The organism is Aliivibrio wodanis (genome assembly GCF_052920805.1).
The window spans coordinates 1,320,652-1,337,450 of record NZ_JBREXA010000001.1; the positions used below are offsets into that span (position 1 = coordinate 1,320,652).

The following is a 16,799-nucleotide window of genomic DNA, read 5'->3' on the forward strand; positions in this document are numbered from 1 at the left end:
TTATATTTTAGTTAATGCTCTTGTATTTTCTCATTCTGAGAATCGATTTGACTAGTGCAATTTATTATTTTTGCGGTGGTGTGTTTAATTCATTTAAGGCAATTTCACTGGTTTTACCAACAGCAACGACTAAGGCGGCTAAAATATAAATTGGCCAGTTAAACCCTTGGGTTAAAAACGTACCTGAAATAATGGTACCTATGAGGCCTGCAAAAACGGCTTGAGCACTGGTGTAAATAGCAGGGTCTATTTTATCTTGGACAACGGTGACTGCTTTTAAAGTACGGTTTGCGTTTTTGATTAATACGACAATCAAGCTGATAAATACAATAAAACCTAGAAATCCAGTTTCAGCTAATACTCCAAACCACGTGCTATGAACGGCGTGATTTAGTCCATCCCAATGAGGGCTATAATAAAAATAATTTGCGAGGAAGTTATCTAAACCCACTCCTGTGAATGGGTGAGAAAGCGCCATTTTAAAAGCGGCCTCCCATGCATATATACGTCCCATTGCAGAAGCATCAACCCCTTCTTCGGCAGCTCCACCTGAGGATCGATCTGATATGCCTGCAACGATAAATAAGATAGCACCAGCAAGGACTCCGATAGCTATTAACAGAGCTTTTGATTTGATACGTTGTAGACCATAAATACCAAATACAGCTATCATTCCTAATAATCCGCCTCGGCTTTGAGTTGCCATTACGGCCCAAAAAAGGATAGGAATAGATACCACTCCAATCATACGTTGATGCCATGGAAGTTGGTGGGTAACGAGTAATCCAACGGCAAAAGAAGTGGGGAACATTAACACTAATGCGAGATCGTTAGGATCACCAAGCATAGAGCCAAATTCCCGACCAATCGTAACGCGAGAGCCTTCAACTAACCCAATCCCTCCTAATTTGTTTTGAATTGCGACAATACCAACAAGAACACCTGATATGGTAATAGCCTTCAATGTGAATGCTAACTGTTGAGGACTACGGACTAAAACCGCAATAGCGAAAGTCATAAGGATAATTTTCCAATAAATACTTTTAAAATAATCAAGGGCAATGGGACGGTTACTGGCTAAAGCAATACCAATAATAATCAACACGAGAAAGCAGGTCAGTAAAGTAAATTCTTTACACCAAAATAATTTAATTTTTTTAGTTATGCCAACTTGCCAGCCCAATGCAGCAAGTGAGCCAAGAGAGAGGAGTAAAGGAATTTTTAAAGAATATAGTTGAGGGAAAACCTCATGAATGCGAAAGAATGAAAAAATAACAAAAAACAAAACCATTAAAAAAGGACGATTTAGGATATAAAGCACTGCCAAAGGAAGGAGTCCTAAAACGACGATTAAAGCAGGATGAGGAAATAATCGCCATAAAACCCCAGCAAAAAGCGAGCAGGTAACGGCTGTAAACCATTGTAGGGGGGTTGATTGCAGTGGCGTATTATTCATTGCCTTTCTCCTACTTATTTTGTCTTATAGTAAAGAGAGCAAGGGTAATGCCACATTGTTAATGTTTATATCTATATGATTTAATTTGTTATTTCTATTCTTTGGAAGGTGAATTTCGCAAATTGAGAACTGTCTTTCAAATTGAGAATAAGAGGTGTGAGGAGCTGCTTCCTCGATCCGAAGAATAACCGAGAACCGAGTAATAGATTAGCTTTTATAAGCTTTTATTATTATTGGCACAATGGCTTCTGTTGAAAAAGCATCTTGAATTGTTTGTTTTGCGGCTTGTTGTATTGGTTTTTTTTGCTGAGAAGAAAGTGAAAGCCAATGTGTCAGTGAGTCAGATAGCTGTTCTGGCTCATTTATCCAACCATTATTACCATGCTTGATTAGACGATGAAGATTACCTACAGGAGTTGAAATGACAGGGATCCCTCTTGCCATCGCTTCTAGTGCTGTCATCGGTAATCCTTCATAGCGAGAGCATATGATTAATAAACCTATATCTTGCCAGAGCGAATCCATAGAAGATTGATGACCATGAAAAATCACATTGCAACTTTCTTGATCTATAAGCTCTTTTTCCATTGGTCCTGAGCCATAAATATGGAAGTTGTGTTCAGGGTGGCGTTTAGCTAATTGAATAAATCGATCTGGGGCTTTTTCATGGTTTAAGCGTCCGACAAAAGCAATTTCTCTACCTTGAGATTGAGAAAGTGTCGCAGTATTAACGAAATTATTCAGAATTGTAGTATGCCAAGGTACTCGTTTATCAATTCTCTCACTAACTGAGAAGTTATAATGACTAAGCCAAGCGCTCCACCTATCTGCTAAATCATAATAGGCAAGTTTCCCTTTATTGATTTCTCCTGCATGAAAGGTATTAATAAAACGAATTTTTTGATGGGAAGTTAATAAAGATAGACGCAATAAGCGAGAATATAGAGCCGCTTTGTAGCCATGAGTGTGAATCACTGCTGGTGTATTATGGCGTACATTATGGAGTAAATCACGAAACGAACCCTTCAGAAATTGATAAGAAACATTAGCGTTATTTAACGCTAATGTTAATGGGTGTGTATTTTCATACTGGCAGAGGAAAACCACTCGCACGGAATGATTAAAGGACGTTAAGCCCTGTGCGAGCTGTAAAATATGGGATTCAATACCCCCTATATCCCGACTGTCGAGTAGTAACCAAATATCATTGGTAGATTTAGGAGTCTGACTCTTCATAGGCTTCCCAAGCTTGTTTTTTACGATATAGGGTTGATGGGCTTAGCTCAAGTAATACTGCGGCATTGAGAACATTTCCATCACAATGGTCAATTGCATTTTGGATGGCTTCTCTTTCAATATCAGCCATCGGACGAATAGAGTTGGTATTAATTTGATTCACTATTGGAGGATCTTCACTTAACGATTGAGGCACGACTTCATGGAATTGAGAAGCTTGAGCTGTTTCTGGGGATGTTGTTGGGGCAATAACCGTTCGTGGTTTAACTGTCGATGCTGAAAGTGGCTGATTCAATGGTGGTGGGAGGTGCTCGATAGCAACTTGAGTATCATTATGAAGTACGACTACATTGCGAATGATGTTTTGTAATTGACGCACATTTCCAGGCCATGAATAATTGCATAGCTTTAATTCAACATCTCGCTTCATTGAGGCGAATTTTTTATTATCTTCTTTAGCGTATTTCTTTAAGAAAAAAGAAGCGATATCAATAATGTCAGTACCGCGTTCACGTAATGGGGGCATTTGAATTGGAACTACATGAACTCGATAGTACAAATCTTCTCTAAATCGACCTTCGTTAACTTCAGTTAGTGGGTCTCGGTTGGTGGCGCAGATAATACGAATATCGGTACTGAGTTCCTTGCTGCCCCCTAATGGAGTAAAGACGTCCTGTCTGTAAAAAACGCAGTAATTTCTTCTGCATTTCTAATTCCATTTCGCACAATTCATCTAAAAATAGTGTACCACCGTTAGCGAGCATTGCCGCCCCTTTACGGTCAGTTGTTGCTCCTGTAAATGCGCCTTTAACATGGCCAAAAATTTCACTTTCCATTAAGTCTCGAGGAATAGCACCACAGTTAATGGCAACAAAGGATTTATTATGACGGTGACTCTGGTAATGAATTGCTTCAGCACAAACTTCTTTACCTGTACCACTTTCACCATAAATAAACACACTCGCTGTCGTGGGAGCAACGGCGTCAATTATTTTGTAAACGGCTTGCATTGGAAGGCTAGAACCGATAAACCCTTGATATTTTTTGCGGTTGAATGTGTTTTGAAGATCTTCAACAATACCTTCTAGCTTTGCTCGTTTGAGATGATTTCGAATCGAGGTTTTTAAGCGTTCTGCTTGAATTGGTTTTTCAATAAAATCATCTGCACCACTTTGTAATAAATTAACGGCAATGTTAATCGTCCCGTGAGCTGTTGCGACAATAACGGCAGTGGGTAGCTGATTTTCTTTCATCCACGCCAATACATCTTGCCCAGATATATCGGGTAATTTTAGGTCAAGGATCACCAATTGTGGTGGGTTCTTTTCCATAAATGCTTTGGCTTCTTTTCCGGTGGTAACGTGAAAGAATTCATAAGGTTCATCTTTCACATATTGTTTATAAAGAATAGCCAAAGAAGTTGAATCCTCAACTAAAAGCACTTTTTGTAGCATAAGCAACGTCCTGTTTTACCTAGCAATTGTTAATATAGTCACATTTTAGTTTGTGAATCCTTGAGCATTTCGTTTTTCTAAAGCAGCAAATGATAGAGCTGCAATATTTGGTAATTTTTCTGCTTTTTCAAGAGCTTCATCAAACTGCTGTTGTATACAATGTAATTCAATTTCACGTGAAATTGCAGATAAAGCAACGTTTCCGAGAGTTAGCGCACTACTTCCTAATGTATGAGCTTCAAATTCGAGAGCGTAGAGGTCTTTTTCTTTTGCTGATGTACTAATAGTACTGACTCTTTCTTTTGATTCAATAATATAAAATTTAATTAATTCAGGCATAACACTCGCATCAGTGTCATGGATAATTTGTTGAATAATACTTTCATCGATAAGAGATAGTGTGTCATTTTCATTATTGTTTGATGTATTTTTGTTCACAGTTATTCCTTTTTCTGTTGTCTTATCTTCGATGCTAGAGAAGGTTAAATAACGGGTTAAGCACTCTAATAAACTGGTTCTATTAAATGGTTTTGATAAATAGTCAGTCATTCCGGCTTCAATAAAACGCTCTTTATCGCCAGAGAGAGCATGAGCCGTTAATGCGATAATAGGCATTTCTTTATGGATTTTCGAGATTGCTCTTATTTTTCTTGTTGCGACCATTCCATCCATCTCTGGCATTGAGATATCCATAAAAATAAGATCATATTGTTGCCTCTTGAACCATGGCAATCGCTTCTTCGCCATTGTTAGCAATATCAATATTATAGCCCATATAATGGAGTGTGTTTTTAATTACGATTTGGTTGGCTTGATTATCTTCCACAACTAAGAGTTGTATTTGTTTACTTGTATGGCTGAGAGTTTGGGTATGGGGAACTTGTTGGTGTGTTTTAATAATGTCTATCTCCTTGGCACTAGAGTGATCTAATGTGACTTGAAAAGTAAACTCACTCCCTTTTCCATAATGGCTGCTAGCTTTTATATTACCATCCATCATAGTTACCAAGCGTTTTGTGATTGCTAGCCCTAGCCCTGACCCTTCATGTGAACGAGAAAAGCTATTATCAGCCATAGTAAACTCTTCAAATAATGAGTCTAGTTGTTCCGCTTTTATTCCGATACCAGAGTCTTTAATTGTGGCATTAAGTTGTAAGCGTTCGTTGAATGGTTGAACATCAATTGAGATAAGAATAAAGCCATCATCTGTGAATTTTAAACTATTACCGATGAGATTGAGCAATATTTGACGTAAGCGATTAACGTCACCACAAGCATATTCAGGTACAGTGTTTGATAATGACATACTTAATTTTAGTTGTTTTTTATCTGCTTGAGCTTGAAAGCTTTGTAAGGAACCTTGTAAGCATTCATGCATATTAAAGGTTTTATTATTGAGATAAAAAGTGTTCGTTTCCATTCGAGAGAAGTCCAAAATATCATTAATAATAGATAATAAAAGTTCACTAGAACTGGTTGCTGTCTCAACTAATTCTTGTTGATTTGGTTTTAATTGAGTCTCTTTTAAGATGGCAAGTAATCCTAAAACTGCGTTCATTGGTGTTCTGATCTCATGACTCATTGAAGCTAAAAATCGGCTCTTACTTTCATTGGCTGACTCCGCTTGTTGGCGTGCTTGCTGTAGATCTTGATAGTTTTGTTTTAGGCTGTAAGACATTGAGTTAAACGCGTTAGAAATTTCTTCTAGATCTCCGCTAGAGGTAATGTCAATTTGTGTTCCTGGACCTTTCTTTGTGATGGTGTTTACTGCATTTTTTAGCTTGTTTAGGTGACGAGTTAAAGCATTACCTAATAGAAAAGAGAGACCAATAACGATGAGTAATTCAACTGAGGCGATCGCAAATATCCAGGACTTTGCTTTATGTAAAAAGGTATTTTCATTATGAGTGCCAAAGCCTATCTCGACGGTACCAAGGAGTGTTGAACTACTTTTTATATAAGTTTGAATATCATAACTGCCGTCAGAGGCATTATCTAAAATCGAGCTATTAGGGTTAGGTATTTCATGTAATTTAGGTCCTCCTTCTGCGATTAATGTGCCATCAGGGTGATATATTTTTACATAACAAATATTTCCAAGGGCAATTAACTGGTTGACTAACTCAGTAATCGCAGGCTTATTTCCTTCTGTCAAAGGTTCTTTAATCGCTTTAGTAAACATGTGTAATGTCGCTGTTGAGCGCGTAACCAGTTGCTGTTCACTTGAGTCAGAAAGAAACTTAATAGAGCTAAAAACCAATACCAATAGCATTATGCATTGTATTAGAGAGATTCCTACGATGGTTTTAAGTCTGAATGTCATAATAAGCTCCTTGGTTTTTTATGCTAGGGCAATTAAATATCTTGGCGGTTATTGCTTCTCTATGATTAATAATAGAGCGTCATCATTCGGTGGAATACCTGCCAGAGAGTCGAACGTGTTCATGATGCTCTCTATTGCGAGTTCAAGTGGTAGTTCAAGTGTGCTTAGGAGCTTTTCCTTAATGGTTGATTCAAGAGTTTCTCGTTCTGATATGGAGTTTCCTGATTCAAATAATCCATCAGTAAAAACGGCAACTCTGTCGCCTTTATTTAGATGGAGTTGTGTTTCTTGATATTTAGTGTGAGGCAGCAAACCAAGTAATGTTCCTTCGGTATTGACGGTTTTTAGCCCTGTCTTGGTTATGCAAATAGGAGCAGGATGTCCCGCACTACTGACTTTTATTGTTGTGTCATTGGTTAAACTTAAACAGCAACTGGTTAGCATAGTTTGAGATAAAATTTGGTCTTTAAATGCATTGTTAGACAGTAATGAGAGTAATTGGCTTGGTTTTGTTATGTCTATATTCTGCATTAGCCCTCTGATATAACCGGCGTAGGCATAAGCAAAGAATTTTGCGCTTTCGTCGTGGCCCATAACATCTGCAAGTAACAGCTGGGTCGTATCTTCATTGGTCATTGATAAAACAAAGTCTCCTCCTCCATGTCCAGTATTACGTTGTTGAATTGCTAATTTCCAATGAGGTGATGTTAGTTCTACTTGAGGCAATAAAGTATTAGTGATTTTTTGATTAACCTGTTGTGATAAGGAACGATACACTTGGTCAAATCGTGCAAGAACACGTAAAATAGAGCGAACTAGCATCTCTTTTCGGATTGGTTTTTCTAGGTAATCATCAATGCCTAAATCGCTTGCATCCATTAACGTACCACTGTCTTGTAAGTGAGATAAAAAGATGAAAGGGATAGAAAAGTCCTTTTCTTGTTCTAATCTTTTTCTTAGCTCTAGCCCACCAACTTCTGGCATTTGAATATCAGAAATTATCAGGTCGACCGTATTGTTTTTTAGAAATTCGAGAGCTTCTTTTCCGTTGGCTTTAATTGTAAGTTTAAATTGGTCTTGTAAGTAAGCTTGGTAGAGTTTGCATTGAATGCTATCGTCTTCCACAATCAGAAGATGAGGTTGTTTCTGACCAGTTTTACGTTCCCATTTCATGGTAAATGTATTGATATTTTTAGTGGTTGTATAAACAAGAGCGTCCGTTTGATTTTGTATAATATCAATACCGCGGCCATTGCATTTTAATGAAAAATCACCAATGTCAGTGTTGCTTTTGTGTAAGGTAGGATCCCAAGGTTCACCGTCGTCACTAATGCTTAGTTGCCAGTATTGCTTAGTCTTTCTTAACGTAACGTTAATAACCTCAGTAGGTTTATCAGGATGAAGAACAAGGTTTGTACTCCATTCTGAAAAACACAGCAAACATTGATGCTTAAATGTTTGCTGTAAATCTAAACGGTCTAATATTTTAGAAAGCGATTGACGTAAAACTCGAACAGAGTTAAGAGATCCTGGTTGAGTGCTTTCAAAGAGTAAAATAGAGTCTGTCATAATTACACCACTGTAGATAAAAAACGATTATTTTGAATAGCAGAGATAAGCTTAGTAGATAAAAACGCGGGTAAAAATCGTAAACGTTCAATTTCTCTGCATATTTCATTTTTTAAGCTAGGTTGATATTTATCATTAAACACATGACCTATTAGATGAGCGCCATGATTCTCTAGGCTTTTTAGAGAATCTTTGAGCTCGGTATGCAAGGTTTGTCCTGATAAAATAACCATAATGGTGCCATCACAACAGCCAGCGATACTCTGCGCTGGAATATTATTGGCATTTAATTGAGATATTGCTGTGCTATCAATAATTATTTTGTCGAATTCATTGCGCCATATTTCGATCTGTTCTTGTAGTTTTTTTGGTTGACGTAATTCTAAAATTTTAGAGCGATTGTTTGGCACGGGAACGCCTGATATTACCTGAGAGCTGTTTTCTATCGTGCTTAAATAATGTGTTGGTGAATCGTCAGTAGTAAGGGTTGTTTGTGGCAAAGAAAGTGAAAATAAGCTGGGGTGTTGCAAATTTAAATCAACCAAAAGTGTTCGATAACCTGCAAGTAAGTGTCTTTCAGTAAGAGCCTGAGCTAAAGAGCTGACGCCTTCTCCTGGATTTGTGGAGGTGATGCACAAAGAATGGCAATCGTGTTGCTCCAACTGTAAGAATACTTGTTCTATTTCCATATAACATGAAGGAATTCTCATTATAGTGCTCCTATTAAGGCAATAGCGGCAACAACTTGGAAAACGTCTTTTACACCGGTGCGAACTTGCTCCATGATGCTTTCATCTTTATTCGGAATATAAACAGTATCGCCTGCACGTAGTACTGGTAGGCTTCTAAAATCAGCAGTACGACTAAATTTTACAAGATCAAAAGTACGAGCTTGTCCTTCGTCTAATGAGTGATTAACCACGCTGATTTTTTCAAGATAAGCCATATTACTTGGGCCACCGGCTTCGGCGAGTAAATCTAAAAGTGTCATTGAATCATTAAAGCGATAGCGACCAGGTTTATTAATGGCACCAAGCACTCGAATGGTCGTTTCTTTGCTATCATCAACCCAAAGACGGTTTTTTTCTGGAACATAAATGGTGTCGCCTGTTTTTACTTTTGGTAATAGAGATTCGTCACCTGTTTCAAAATACAATGCTAAATTGAGTTTGCTTACTCGTGAATAACTCTTATCTCGATGAGTAACGCGAATATTATGAATGTCAGCATCTTTAGTCGGTCCATCTGCTGCAGATAAGATATCTAAAAAGTGCATATCATTGGTAAAGCGATAGCGACCAGCGGCATTTACCTGACCAAAAACATAAATCGAACTGTCTGAGCTTTGACGAACCCACTGAGATTTATTGTCTGATGGATCTTGAGGTAAATCGTGTACTCTGATAGTCGCGCCAGCTCGAATAACGGGAAGTGCAGAGTCTGGTCTTCCTTTTGAAATAAAGGTATCGAGATTAAATGTGTGTACTTGGTTTCGACCTGTCGCATCAGGAGTAACAATTTCTATTCTTGTAGTGTCTCCTCGAAGTGTTGGGCCACCAACATGTGCAAGTAAATCTAAAAAGGACATTTCATCAGACCATTCAATTCGACCTGGGTGTTGTACCTCACCTAATACTCGTACGGCACGATTTGGTGTGATTTTAAGCCATGATTTCTCATTTATATCGGTTTTTTCTGGCACAAATATAGCGTCACCGGCTGTAATTGCTGGTGGGCGAACATAGTTAGTTCCCTCTGTATAGCCTGATAAATCGAAGTTAATTACAGCACCATTGGCTTTAATAATTCGAATCTGGCGAGATTCAGCAAACCGAGTTGGCCCACCTGCGTTGGCTAAAATATCCATAAAGGTTGCGCCTTTTTTACCTTCAAATGCGCCTGGTTTTGCTACTTCACCCATTACATACACCATGTTTGCACCTGATTTTATTTCTTCTTCTTGTTTTGGTACGAAGATAGTTGAGCCAACTTCAAGTGGCGGTAATAAGCTAGAGTCTCCAGTATCTAGATAACGTTTTAGATTAAATAAGGCTGGTTGGTTTTTTGAAATTACGCGGATCTGTTCGACGCCTGCATAGCGCGTTACTCCACCTGCTCTCATTAAGACATCAACAAGATTTGAACCAGATTTATAAGAGAAAGTACCAGGGGAATTTACTTCACCAAATACCTTGATGGCTTTTTTACCATCGGCAGCATCACCTGCTTGAGAGAGTTTCGCTGGGTCAAATTCTTGTTCAATATTACCGACCATAGGGGATGCCGGGATAAATAAAGTATCTAATGATTGAAGAGATGGCAGTAATGATTGCTCTCCAGAATCTAAAAAGGCTTTGTAGTTAAATGTGGTTAATTTATCTGCTCGGCGAAGTTGCAAACGGTTAAGTTGAGCACCAGAGCGAAGTCCGCCAGCGGCATATAAAGCCAGTTGAACAGAGTCACCATCGCTGAGTGTATATTCTCCAGGCTGCTTTACATACCCTTGAATATTAATGATTAATTGACGTTTACTGATGAAAATTTGCAGATTAGTGAGATCTTGTAATATCGTATTTAAGCTTAAACTAATACTGGATACCATTTGTTTCTCTGTTTTACCTGCAACAAAAATAGGACCAATTTCAGGAAGAATTACGCGTCCCTGTTTATCAACTTGAAAATCTTTATTTAGTGATTCTTCACCTGGTAATAAGATTGAGATAACGTCACCAATTCGTACATTATTCATCTCTGATGCAGAGCTAAATAGAGCAGAAGTTAATGCAATGATAAAAATAATAGTATGAAGTATACGCATTTTATTGGTCTCCATTAACTGAATGGTTATCTAGCATAAGAGGTTGGTCTAATTGCATTAACTCAATAGTAACTCGGCGATTTGTTAATCGAATATGAGGCTCTGTACCTGCAAAGTAAGGGTCGTTTGAACCAACGGCATCAACGTGGATTCGTTCCAGTGAAAGTCCGAATATACTTAAATAGCGCTTAACTTGTTTTGCTCTATTAAGGGCAAGATCTTGGTTATAATCTTCCTCACCAACTGCATCAGCATGACCTGTTACTAATAGCTTAAAATCTTTATGTTTATTAAGTAATTGCGATGCTTCTGATAAATTTACAACGTATTTAGGGTTTAACTCAGCAGAATTGAATGCAAACTGATTGTCTCTATTTAAGAGATCATAGATTTTTTTTGCTAAATCTAGATCTGAGTCACCACCATTTGAATGAGTAGGGGGCTTGCACGTTTCTTGACGTTTTACGTGATCTAACTGACGCTCTAAGCGTTTTAGTAGATTACGTTGAATAATTAAATCGTTCGCGGCATCCAGTTGTAATCCTCCTTCTAGTTCACGAGCAATACGAGTTTCGTTTTGCTTTGCTTGGTGTACTGTCGCAGGGAAACACCACTCTGCTTTCTCTAATATTAAAATATCGAGATGACGAGCTGCTAATTCCCAGTCAAAACGTAAACCGTGTTCAGGACCTAAAGGCTGATCTGGCATTACAGGAGAAAATGCTGCTTGTGGATAATTTTCTGCTTCACCACCTCTTCCAGAGTCAGCGAAGGAGGTGCAACCAGACATGATCAGTATCTCTAAACTGAGGATGCATATTAGTTTTATGTTCATAGTGATACTCCTATCTGATTGTGGGCGTATGATTAATGTTGAGTACTATTTACTGGAATTGCGTTTTCAATACGCAACAATTTCAATAGTTCTAAAGGTTGCCCGTGAGCATTTTGAATTTGCATCGTGCGTTCTCTTTCAATAAGGCGTTTATAAAGATAAACAATTGCCCCAATGCCTGATGAATCTAAGAATGTTACTTGTGCTAAATCTATTTGTACTTGGTGATGCTCTTGTTCAATGACTTCATCAATAGTGGGTTGAATATCTCGGCAGCCAATCGCATCCATATCACCTTGAACGGATAGCACTAGTGTTTCTGTGTTTGATTCAAATTGATGTAGTTCCATAATAAGCTCCTAAGGAATAATCCTTTATGTTGATGTTATGTCTGTATAGTTAATAGAGCAGTAAGCGTGCCACTTTTTAAACTCTTTACTTTCAATGATTTATATTTTTTTCTATCTGCTGTACTTGTTTTTCTCAAATTGCAATGCACTTTGCAGAGTGCGAGAACTCAGTTTGAAAGAAAAGAATGAAGGAGAGTATATGAATAGAGATAAGTTGGATTTTTATTGTGTTATTTCTGGATGCAAATTGAATCTCATAATAATAAATCAGGAATAGAATAAGTTTTCTTCAATTAAAACAGTTATTTATGATTGGCATGTTTTTTGATTGTTTAATAGGTAGTGCGATATAACAAGAAGGAAAAAACTATGTATCTATTTATTCGGTTAACCGTATGTTTATTTTTACTCTTCACGACAAAAGTATTTTCGTCCCCTTTTGATAGCTGTCCGAGTAAAGCGTATTTATTTCAAGGAAAGCCAGTTGCTGTTTATGGTATCAACTTAGTTACAGGGACCAATAGCATTTTGCAAAGTGATACTGGACTCAACGCGAATATTAATGGCGTTGGATTTAATGAATTTGATCGCTATATTTATGGTTTCAATACGACTAACTTTACTATGGTTCGGTTAGGGGATAATTTTCAAGCAACTACATTATCTGTTAGCGGTTTGCCTGCAAGTAAAACCTTCTTTGTAGGGGATGTTTATAACCATCACTATTACCTTTATAGAAAAGGTGAAGGGCTATATAAAGTGGATCTTTCTCCATTAGATTCAGATCCTAGCGCATTATTGATTGCTCAGTTGATTACAACAACGACAAGTGTGAATTTAACTGATTTTGCTTTCCATCCAGGTAATAGCAAGTTATACGGGGTTGATAACGGCAGTGGTGCATTGTATGAATTTGATATTAATACGGGAGCTTCGTCTTATATTGGGCCAACGGGGGAGACTGGAACCTTTGGTGCTATGTATTTTGATGTAGATGGGTATCTTTATCTTTCTCGCAATCAAGATGGACAAATTTATCGTGTGAATCTCTCTACTCAAACAATTATTGATTCAGGTGTTGTACCAGCAATAAAATTTGCAGATGGACCATTCTCGAGTCAAAACGATGGGGCTCGTTGTGCAAGTGCCCCATTGATTGACACTGATGAGCCCGCGACAATTGACTTTGGTGATGCTCCAGACAGTTATGGTTCAACGCTTGCGTCTAATGGTGCTCGACATGAAATGGATAATGTGACTTGGCTAGGTAGCAGTGTTGATGGCGATTATTATGCGCCTCAATCGCCAGATTCAGATGATACTATTAGTAATGATGATGAAGACGGAGTTGGCTTTGTTACCGCACTAGAGCCAGGTTTAGATTCAGTTATTGCAGTTAATGCCTCTACTACAGGCTACTTATCAGTATGGATAGATTGGAATGATGACGGTGATTTTTCAGATACAGGTGAGCAAGCTATTACTGACCAATTATTAAATGTAGGAAGTAATGCATTAGTTGTTTCTGTTCCCTTTGGTGCTAGTGTTGGTGAGACATGGAGCCGATTCCGTTTTAGTCAGCAAACAGGGTTAGCGTATTTTGGAGGAGCCAAATCAGGTGAAGTGGAGGATCATGTTGTCACTGTTGTTGCAGCAAATACTACGCTACGTCATTTTCCATCAGCCAGTGGCTACGTCACACTAGCTTATGAAGATAATTGGCCAGAAACCGCTGATTACGATATGAATGATTTAGTGGTTAGATATAGAGTGACAGAAGTACTTAAAGATAATCTAGTAGCTAAAATCATTATTAGCGGGAAATTAGTCGCAGTGGGTGCTGGGCATCACAGTGGGTTTGCCGTTCGATTACCATTCGTGAGCGGGGGGAATGTAACGGCAGCAAAAACACGCTTATTTTATAATAACGTACAGCAAGAAGGTAACGCTCAAGAGTCAGGAATGTCAGAAGCGAGCTTTATTCTGATTAATGATGCAGTAAATGTTGTTGGTTATGGGTGTAACTATTTTAGAACCTCGAACGATTGTCGTGAAAGTGTAGGGCTTGAATTTGAACTTCAATTTAGTTTCAACTCTCCAATTGCGACCGAAAGTATACCTTCAATGCCTTACGACCCATTTATTTTTGCGACACCGGGTTTTTATCGTGGAGATATGTTTTCAGGAGCCCCTGGCCGAAGTTATGAAATACATTTAGCGGATCAAGCACCAACGGAGTCATTCAATGCAAGCTATTTTCAGTTAGGACAAGATACGAGTGATCCAGCTGCTCAACGATACTTTAAAACCATCAATAATATGCCTTGGGCGCTGCTGATTTATGATGAGTGGAAATGGCCAAGAGAACGAGTTGATTTAATTGAGGCTTACCCAGATTTTGTTGGCTATACCGAGTCTGGAGGTGCCGTAGATCAATCTTGGTACAATATTAATAATGCAATAGCGAATAAATATTATTAAGAGAGGGTGTGATGATGAAAAATATACTAATGGTATTCTTAATGTCGCTATCCTTAATAGCGTGTGGTGGTGGTGATTCAGGTTCAAGTTCAGGGCCTTCAAATAGTGATAAGCCAGTAACTGTGAAAACAGAAGATCTTCTTGCTCCTGATGATTTTACATTTAATCCAATCACTTTACAGAAGCTGACTATTGATTTAAGTGGGTCGTTACCAGAAAGAACACATGTATCTGTTTATTCACTTTTTTCAGAAGTAGGGAAAGAAAACTATATTGTTAATTATGATAGTAAAATCATAGACAGTGCGATGACAAATGGACAGCTAACACTTGAATTCTCTTTAGCTGAAAGTCAATCTGAAATTGTTGTTGAAATATGGTCATATGATGGCAGTCAACCATTACAAAAGATGTTTGAAATTAATGGTGAAGCTCTTGTTTGGTAAATGATAATAGATATAACACTTTAATTTATCTGCGATAAAAAACCGCCGCTTTATTTGTTTAAAGCGACGGTTTTTATATTACCAACAATCGAATCTATTCAAACGATAGTTTTAGCGATGGATCCAATAGGGCTGTATCTTTAGAGGTTGAATCCATTTTGTGCCTTAATTCATAACTATTTTCTTTAATAAAATCAATGTTAGCATGCAAGCATTGAACTAATGAGTCTCTTTTTTTATTTAATGATTCAGACAGTGGCATATCGATTGTTAGAGCAAGAGCTTTACTGGCTTTAGTTGGATTATCTAAGCTTAATTTTACATAACATCCCAATAGGCCTAAACAAAGTTCTGTTGAGTAAGGATATTGGACTAATCCCTCTTGATAAAGTTCAAGAGCTTCATCTGGTGCTATTTCTTGTTTATGATAAGCAGCAGTGATTGTTTGTGATAATGAGGATAATGAATTTTTTAATTCAGTACTATTTTTAAGTATCGATAACGAATGACGAGCATAATTATCGATTTTTTTCTTTTGTTTTAACACTTCATTTATTTTTTCTATTAACCAAATTTCACCAAAAAAGCTAAGTAAATAAAGCGTCTCGACTAATGTAACAGAGCTAAGTTGATGCAAATTATTATAATAAGGGTGTAGGCTTTTTAATGTATTTTGTTTAGCTTGTATAATGTCGCCTTCTTCAATCAAGTGCTTAGCCATACTCAAGTTAAACATAATATTTAACTGCCCTCTTTGTATGGGCGTTAAGCGATATTCTGAGCGACGGATGAAGTTTTTTTGGTCTAAAATTAACTGATTTATATCACTTTCAGATTGTGCTTTTTGAATATAAGCATCGTAGTAATTCAAGCATTCGATAACATAAGAACACCAATTTGGGTCCGCAATCGGAAGATGATTTGCTAGTAGGTGAGTTGCTTTTAAAAAACTACTTTTATTGTTGCAAGAGAGCGCAAGTTTTATCACTTGTAGAGCTCTTGAGGGAACACTTGGAGTGAGGTTCAATGCAGTATTTGCAGATAAAAGAGCGTCTTCATAATATTTCTGATTAATATATAAAGAGGCTAAAAAGTCAAATGCAGGCGTAAACAAAGAGTATTGTTCACATAGCTGTTGAGTTTTTTTAAGTAATTCTTCTTTTGGTATCAGCTCAAGCTCATTTTCAACTTCTAATTGTGCAAGAAGGTAGTTCTTACGTGTTGAAAATTCGGGTTCTTGACAAAGAGAAAGTAATTTTTTCTTATCTGTAAGCATTAATAAATCAATTAGATACTGATCTAATTCATTAATATTATTGGTTTTAGCAAACTCAATTGCTTGACGTTGAAGTTCAATATCACTCTTATTATTCTTTAAAGAATATAATTGTTTAAACAAGCAATATTCTTGATGAGCATGAGTCATTTTATTACTGAGAATAGACTTATTGATAGGTTTACAAAGATAATCGCCATTTCCCTTTGATAAGGTACTCAAAACAGTTTGAGTGGTATTATCACCAGAAACCGTAATTACACGAGTATAAGGTTGAATGAATCCTTTTTCTTTGAGTAGATCATAAAGCTCTGATCCATTAAGTGTTTGCTCAAGATGATAATCAATAAATAGCAAAGAATAGGCTCTTTTCACACAGCTTTTGATTGCCTGTTGATATGATGTTACCAGATCAGGTGTTGGGTATCCCAAATGCTCAATAAGTTGGGATAAATATTTAGAAGAAACTTGGCAGTCATCAACAATCAAAATATTGAAATTCTGAATGGGTTTTTTTCTTATTATTTCAGGGGCTAAGATATCCATAATGGCCTC

The 16,799-nt window shown here is 37.3% G+C and carries 12 protein-coding genes and 1 pseudogene; 2 read left to right on the forward strand and 11 right to left on the reverse strand.

Translation table 11 applies throughout. The features are described from left to right. Positions 1-64 precede the first annotated feature (64 nt). The 10 genes and pseudogenes from ACU5DF_RS06005 to ACU5DF_RS06050 form a co-directional block, all read right to left on the reverse strand. Complete coding sequence (locus ACU5DF_RS06005; protein WP_446712177.1) at positions 65-1,456, reverse strand: O-antigen ligase family protein; 1,392 nt, start codon at positions 1,454-1,456, stop codon at positions 65-67. A 207-nt stretch (positions 1,457-1,663) separates the two neighbouring features. Next, on the reverse strand, positions 1,664-2,692 hold the full coding sequence (locus ACU5DF_RS06010) for a glycosyltransferase family 4 protein (RefSeq protein ID WP_446712178.1): 1,029 nt from the start codon (positions 2,690-2,692) through the stop codon (positions 1,664-1,666). Beyond that, a pseudogene (locus ACU5DF_RS06015) lies at positions 2,673-4,146 on the reverse strand (sigma-54-dependent transcriptional regulator). The gene ACU5DF_RS06010 and the pseudogene ACU5DF_RS06015 overlap by 20 nt, the downstream one beginning before the upstream one ends. A gap of 45 nt (positions 4,147-4,191) precedes the next feature. After that, positions 4,192-4,839 (reverse strand): response regulator, encoded by a 648-nt coding sequence (locus ACU5DF_RS06020; RefSeq protein WP_446712179.1) that lies wholly within the window; start codon positions 4,837-4,839, stop codon positions 4,192-4,194. A 10-nt stretch (positions 4,840-4,849) separates the two neighbouring features. Beyond that, the gene (locus ACU5DF_RS06025) at positions 4,850-6,469 is read right to left on the reverse strand and encodes an ATP-binding protein (protein WP_446712180.1); all 1,620 of its coding nucleotides are present in this window, start codon (positions 6,467-6,469) and stop codon (positions 4,850-4,852) included. Positions 6,470-6,517: 48 nt separating this feature from the next. Next, entirely contained in the window at positions 6,518-8,038 is a 1,521-nt protein-coding gene (locus ACU5DF_RS06030) for a SpoIIE family protein phosphatase (RefSeq protein WP_446712181.1), read from the reverse strand. A gap of 2 nt (positions 8,039-8,040) precedes the next feature. Continuing rightward, positions 8,041-8,727 carry a CpsD/CapB family tyrosine-protein kinase gene (locus ACU5DF_RS06035; RefSeq protein WP_446712182.1) on the reverse strand — a complete coding sequence of 229 codons (687 nt, stop codon included), beginning with the start codon at positions 8,725-8,727 and terminating at the stop codon, positions 8,041-8,043. A gap of 20 nt (positions 8,728-8,747) precedes the next feature. Next, a complete protein-coding gene (locus ACU5DF_RS06040) occupies positions 8,748-10,856 on the reverse strand; it encodes an SLBB domain-containing protein (RefSeq protein WP_446712183.1) in 2,109 nt (702 codons plus the stop codon). A 1-nt stretch (position 10,857) separates the two neighbouring features. After that, a complete protein-coding gene (locus tag ACU5DF_RS06045) occupies positions 10,858-11,691 on the reverse strand; it encodes an OmpA family protein (protein ID WP_446712184.1) in 834 nt (277 codons plus the stop codon). A 32-nt stretch (positions 11,692-11,723) separates the two neighbouring features. Further along, positions 11,724-12,041, reverse strand: a complete 318-nt coding sequence (locus tag ACU5DF_RS06050) for an STAS domain-containing protein (protein ID WP_446712185.1) — start codon at positions 12,039-12,041, stop codon at positions 11,724-11,726. Between the two features lie 369 nt (positions 12,042-12,410). Between ACU5DF_RS06050 and ACU5DF_RS06055 the strand changes: the two genes are divergently transcribed. Both ACU5DF_RS06055 and ACU5DF_RS06060 read left to right on the forward strand, forming a co-directional pair. Then, on the forward strand, positions 12,411-14,522 hold the full coding sequence (locus ACU5DF_RS06055; RefSeq protein ID WP_446712186.1) for an LruC domain-containing protein: 2,112 nt from the start codon (positions 12,411-12,413) through the stop codon (positions 14,520-14,522). A gap of 11 nt (positions 14,523-14,533) precedes the next feature. Further along, complete coding sequence (locus ACU5DF_RS06060) at positions 14,534-14,968, forward strand: hypothetical protein (protein ID WP_446712187.1); 435 nt, start codon at positions 14,534-14,536, stop codon at positions 14,966-14,968. Between the two features lie 94 nt (positions 14,969-15,062). Here the strand turns inward: ACU5DF_RS06060 and ACU5DF_RS06065 are convergent, their stop codons facing one another. After that, entirely contained in the window at positions 15,063-16,790 is a 1,728-nt protein-coding gene (locus ACU5DF_RS06065) for a response regulator (RefSeq protein WP_446712188.1), read from the reverse strand. Positions 16,791-16,799 lie beyond the last annotated feature (9 nt).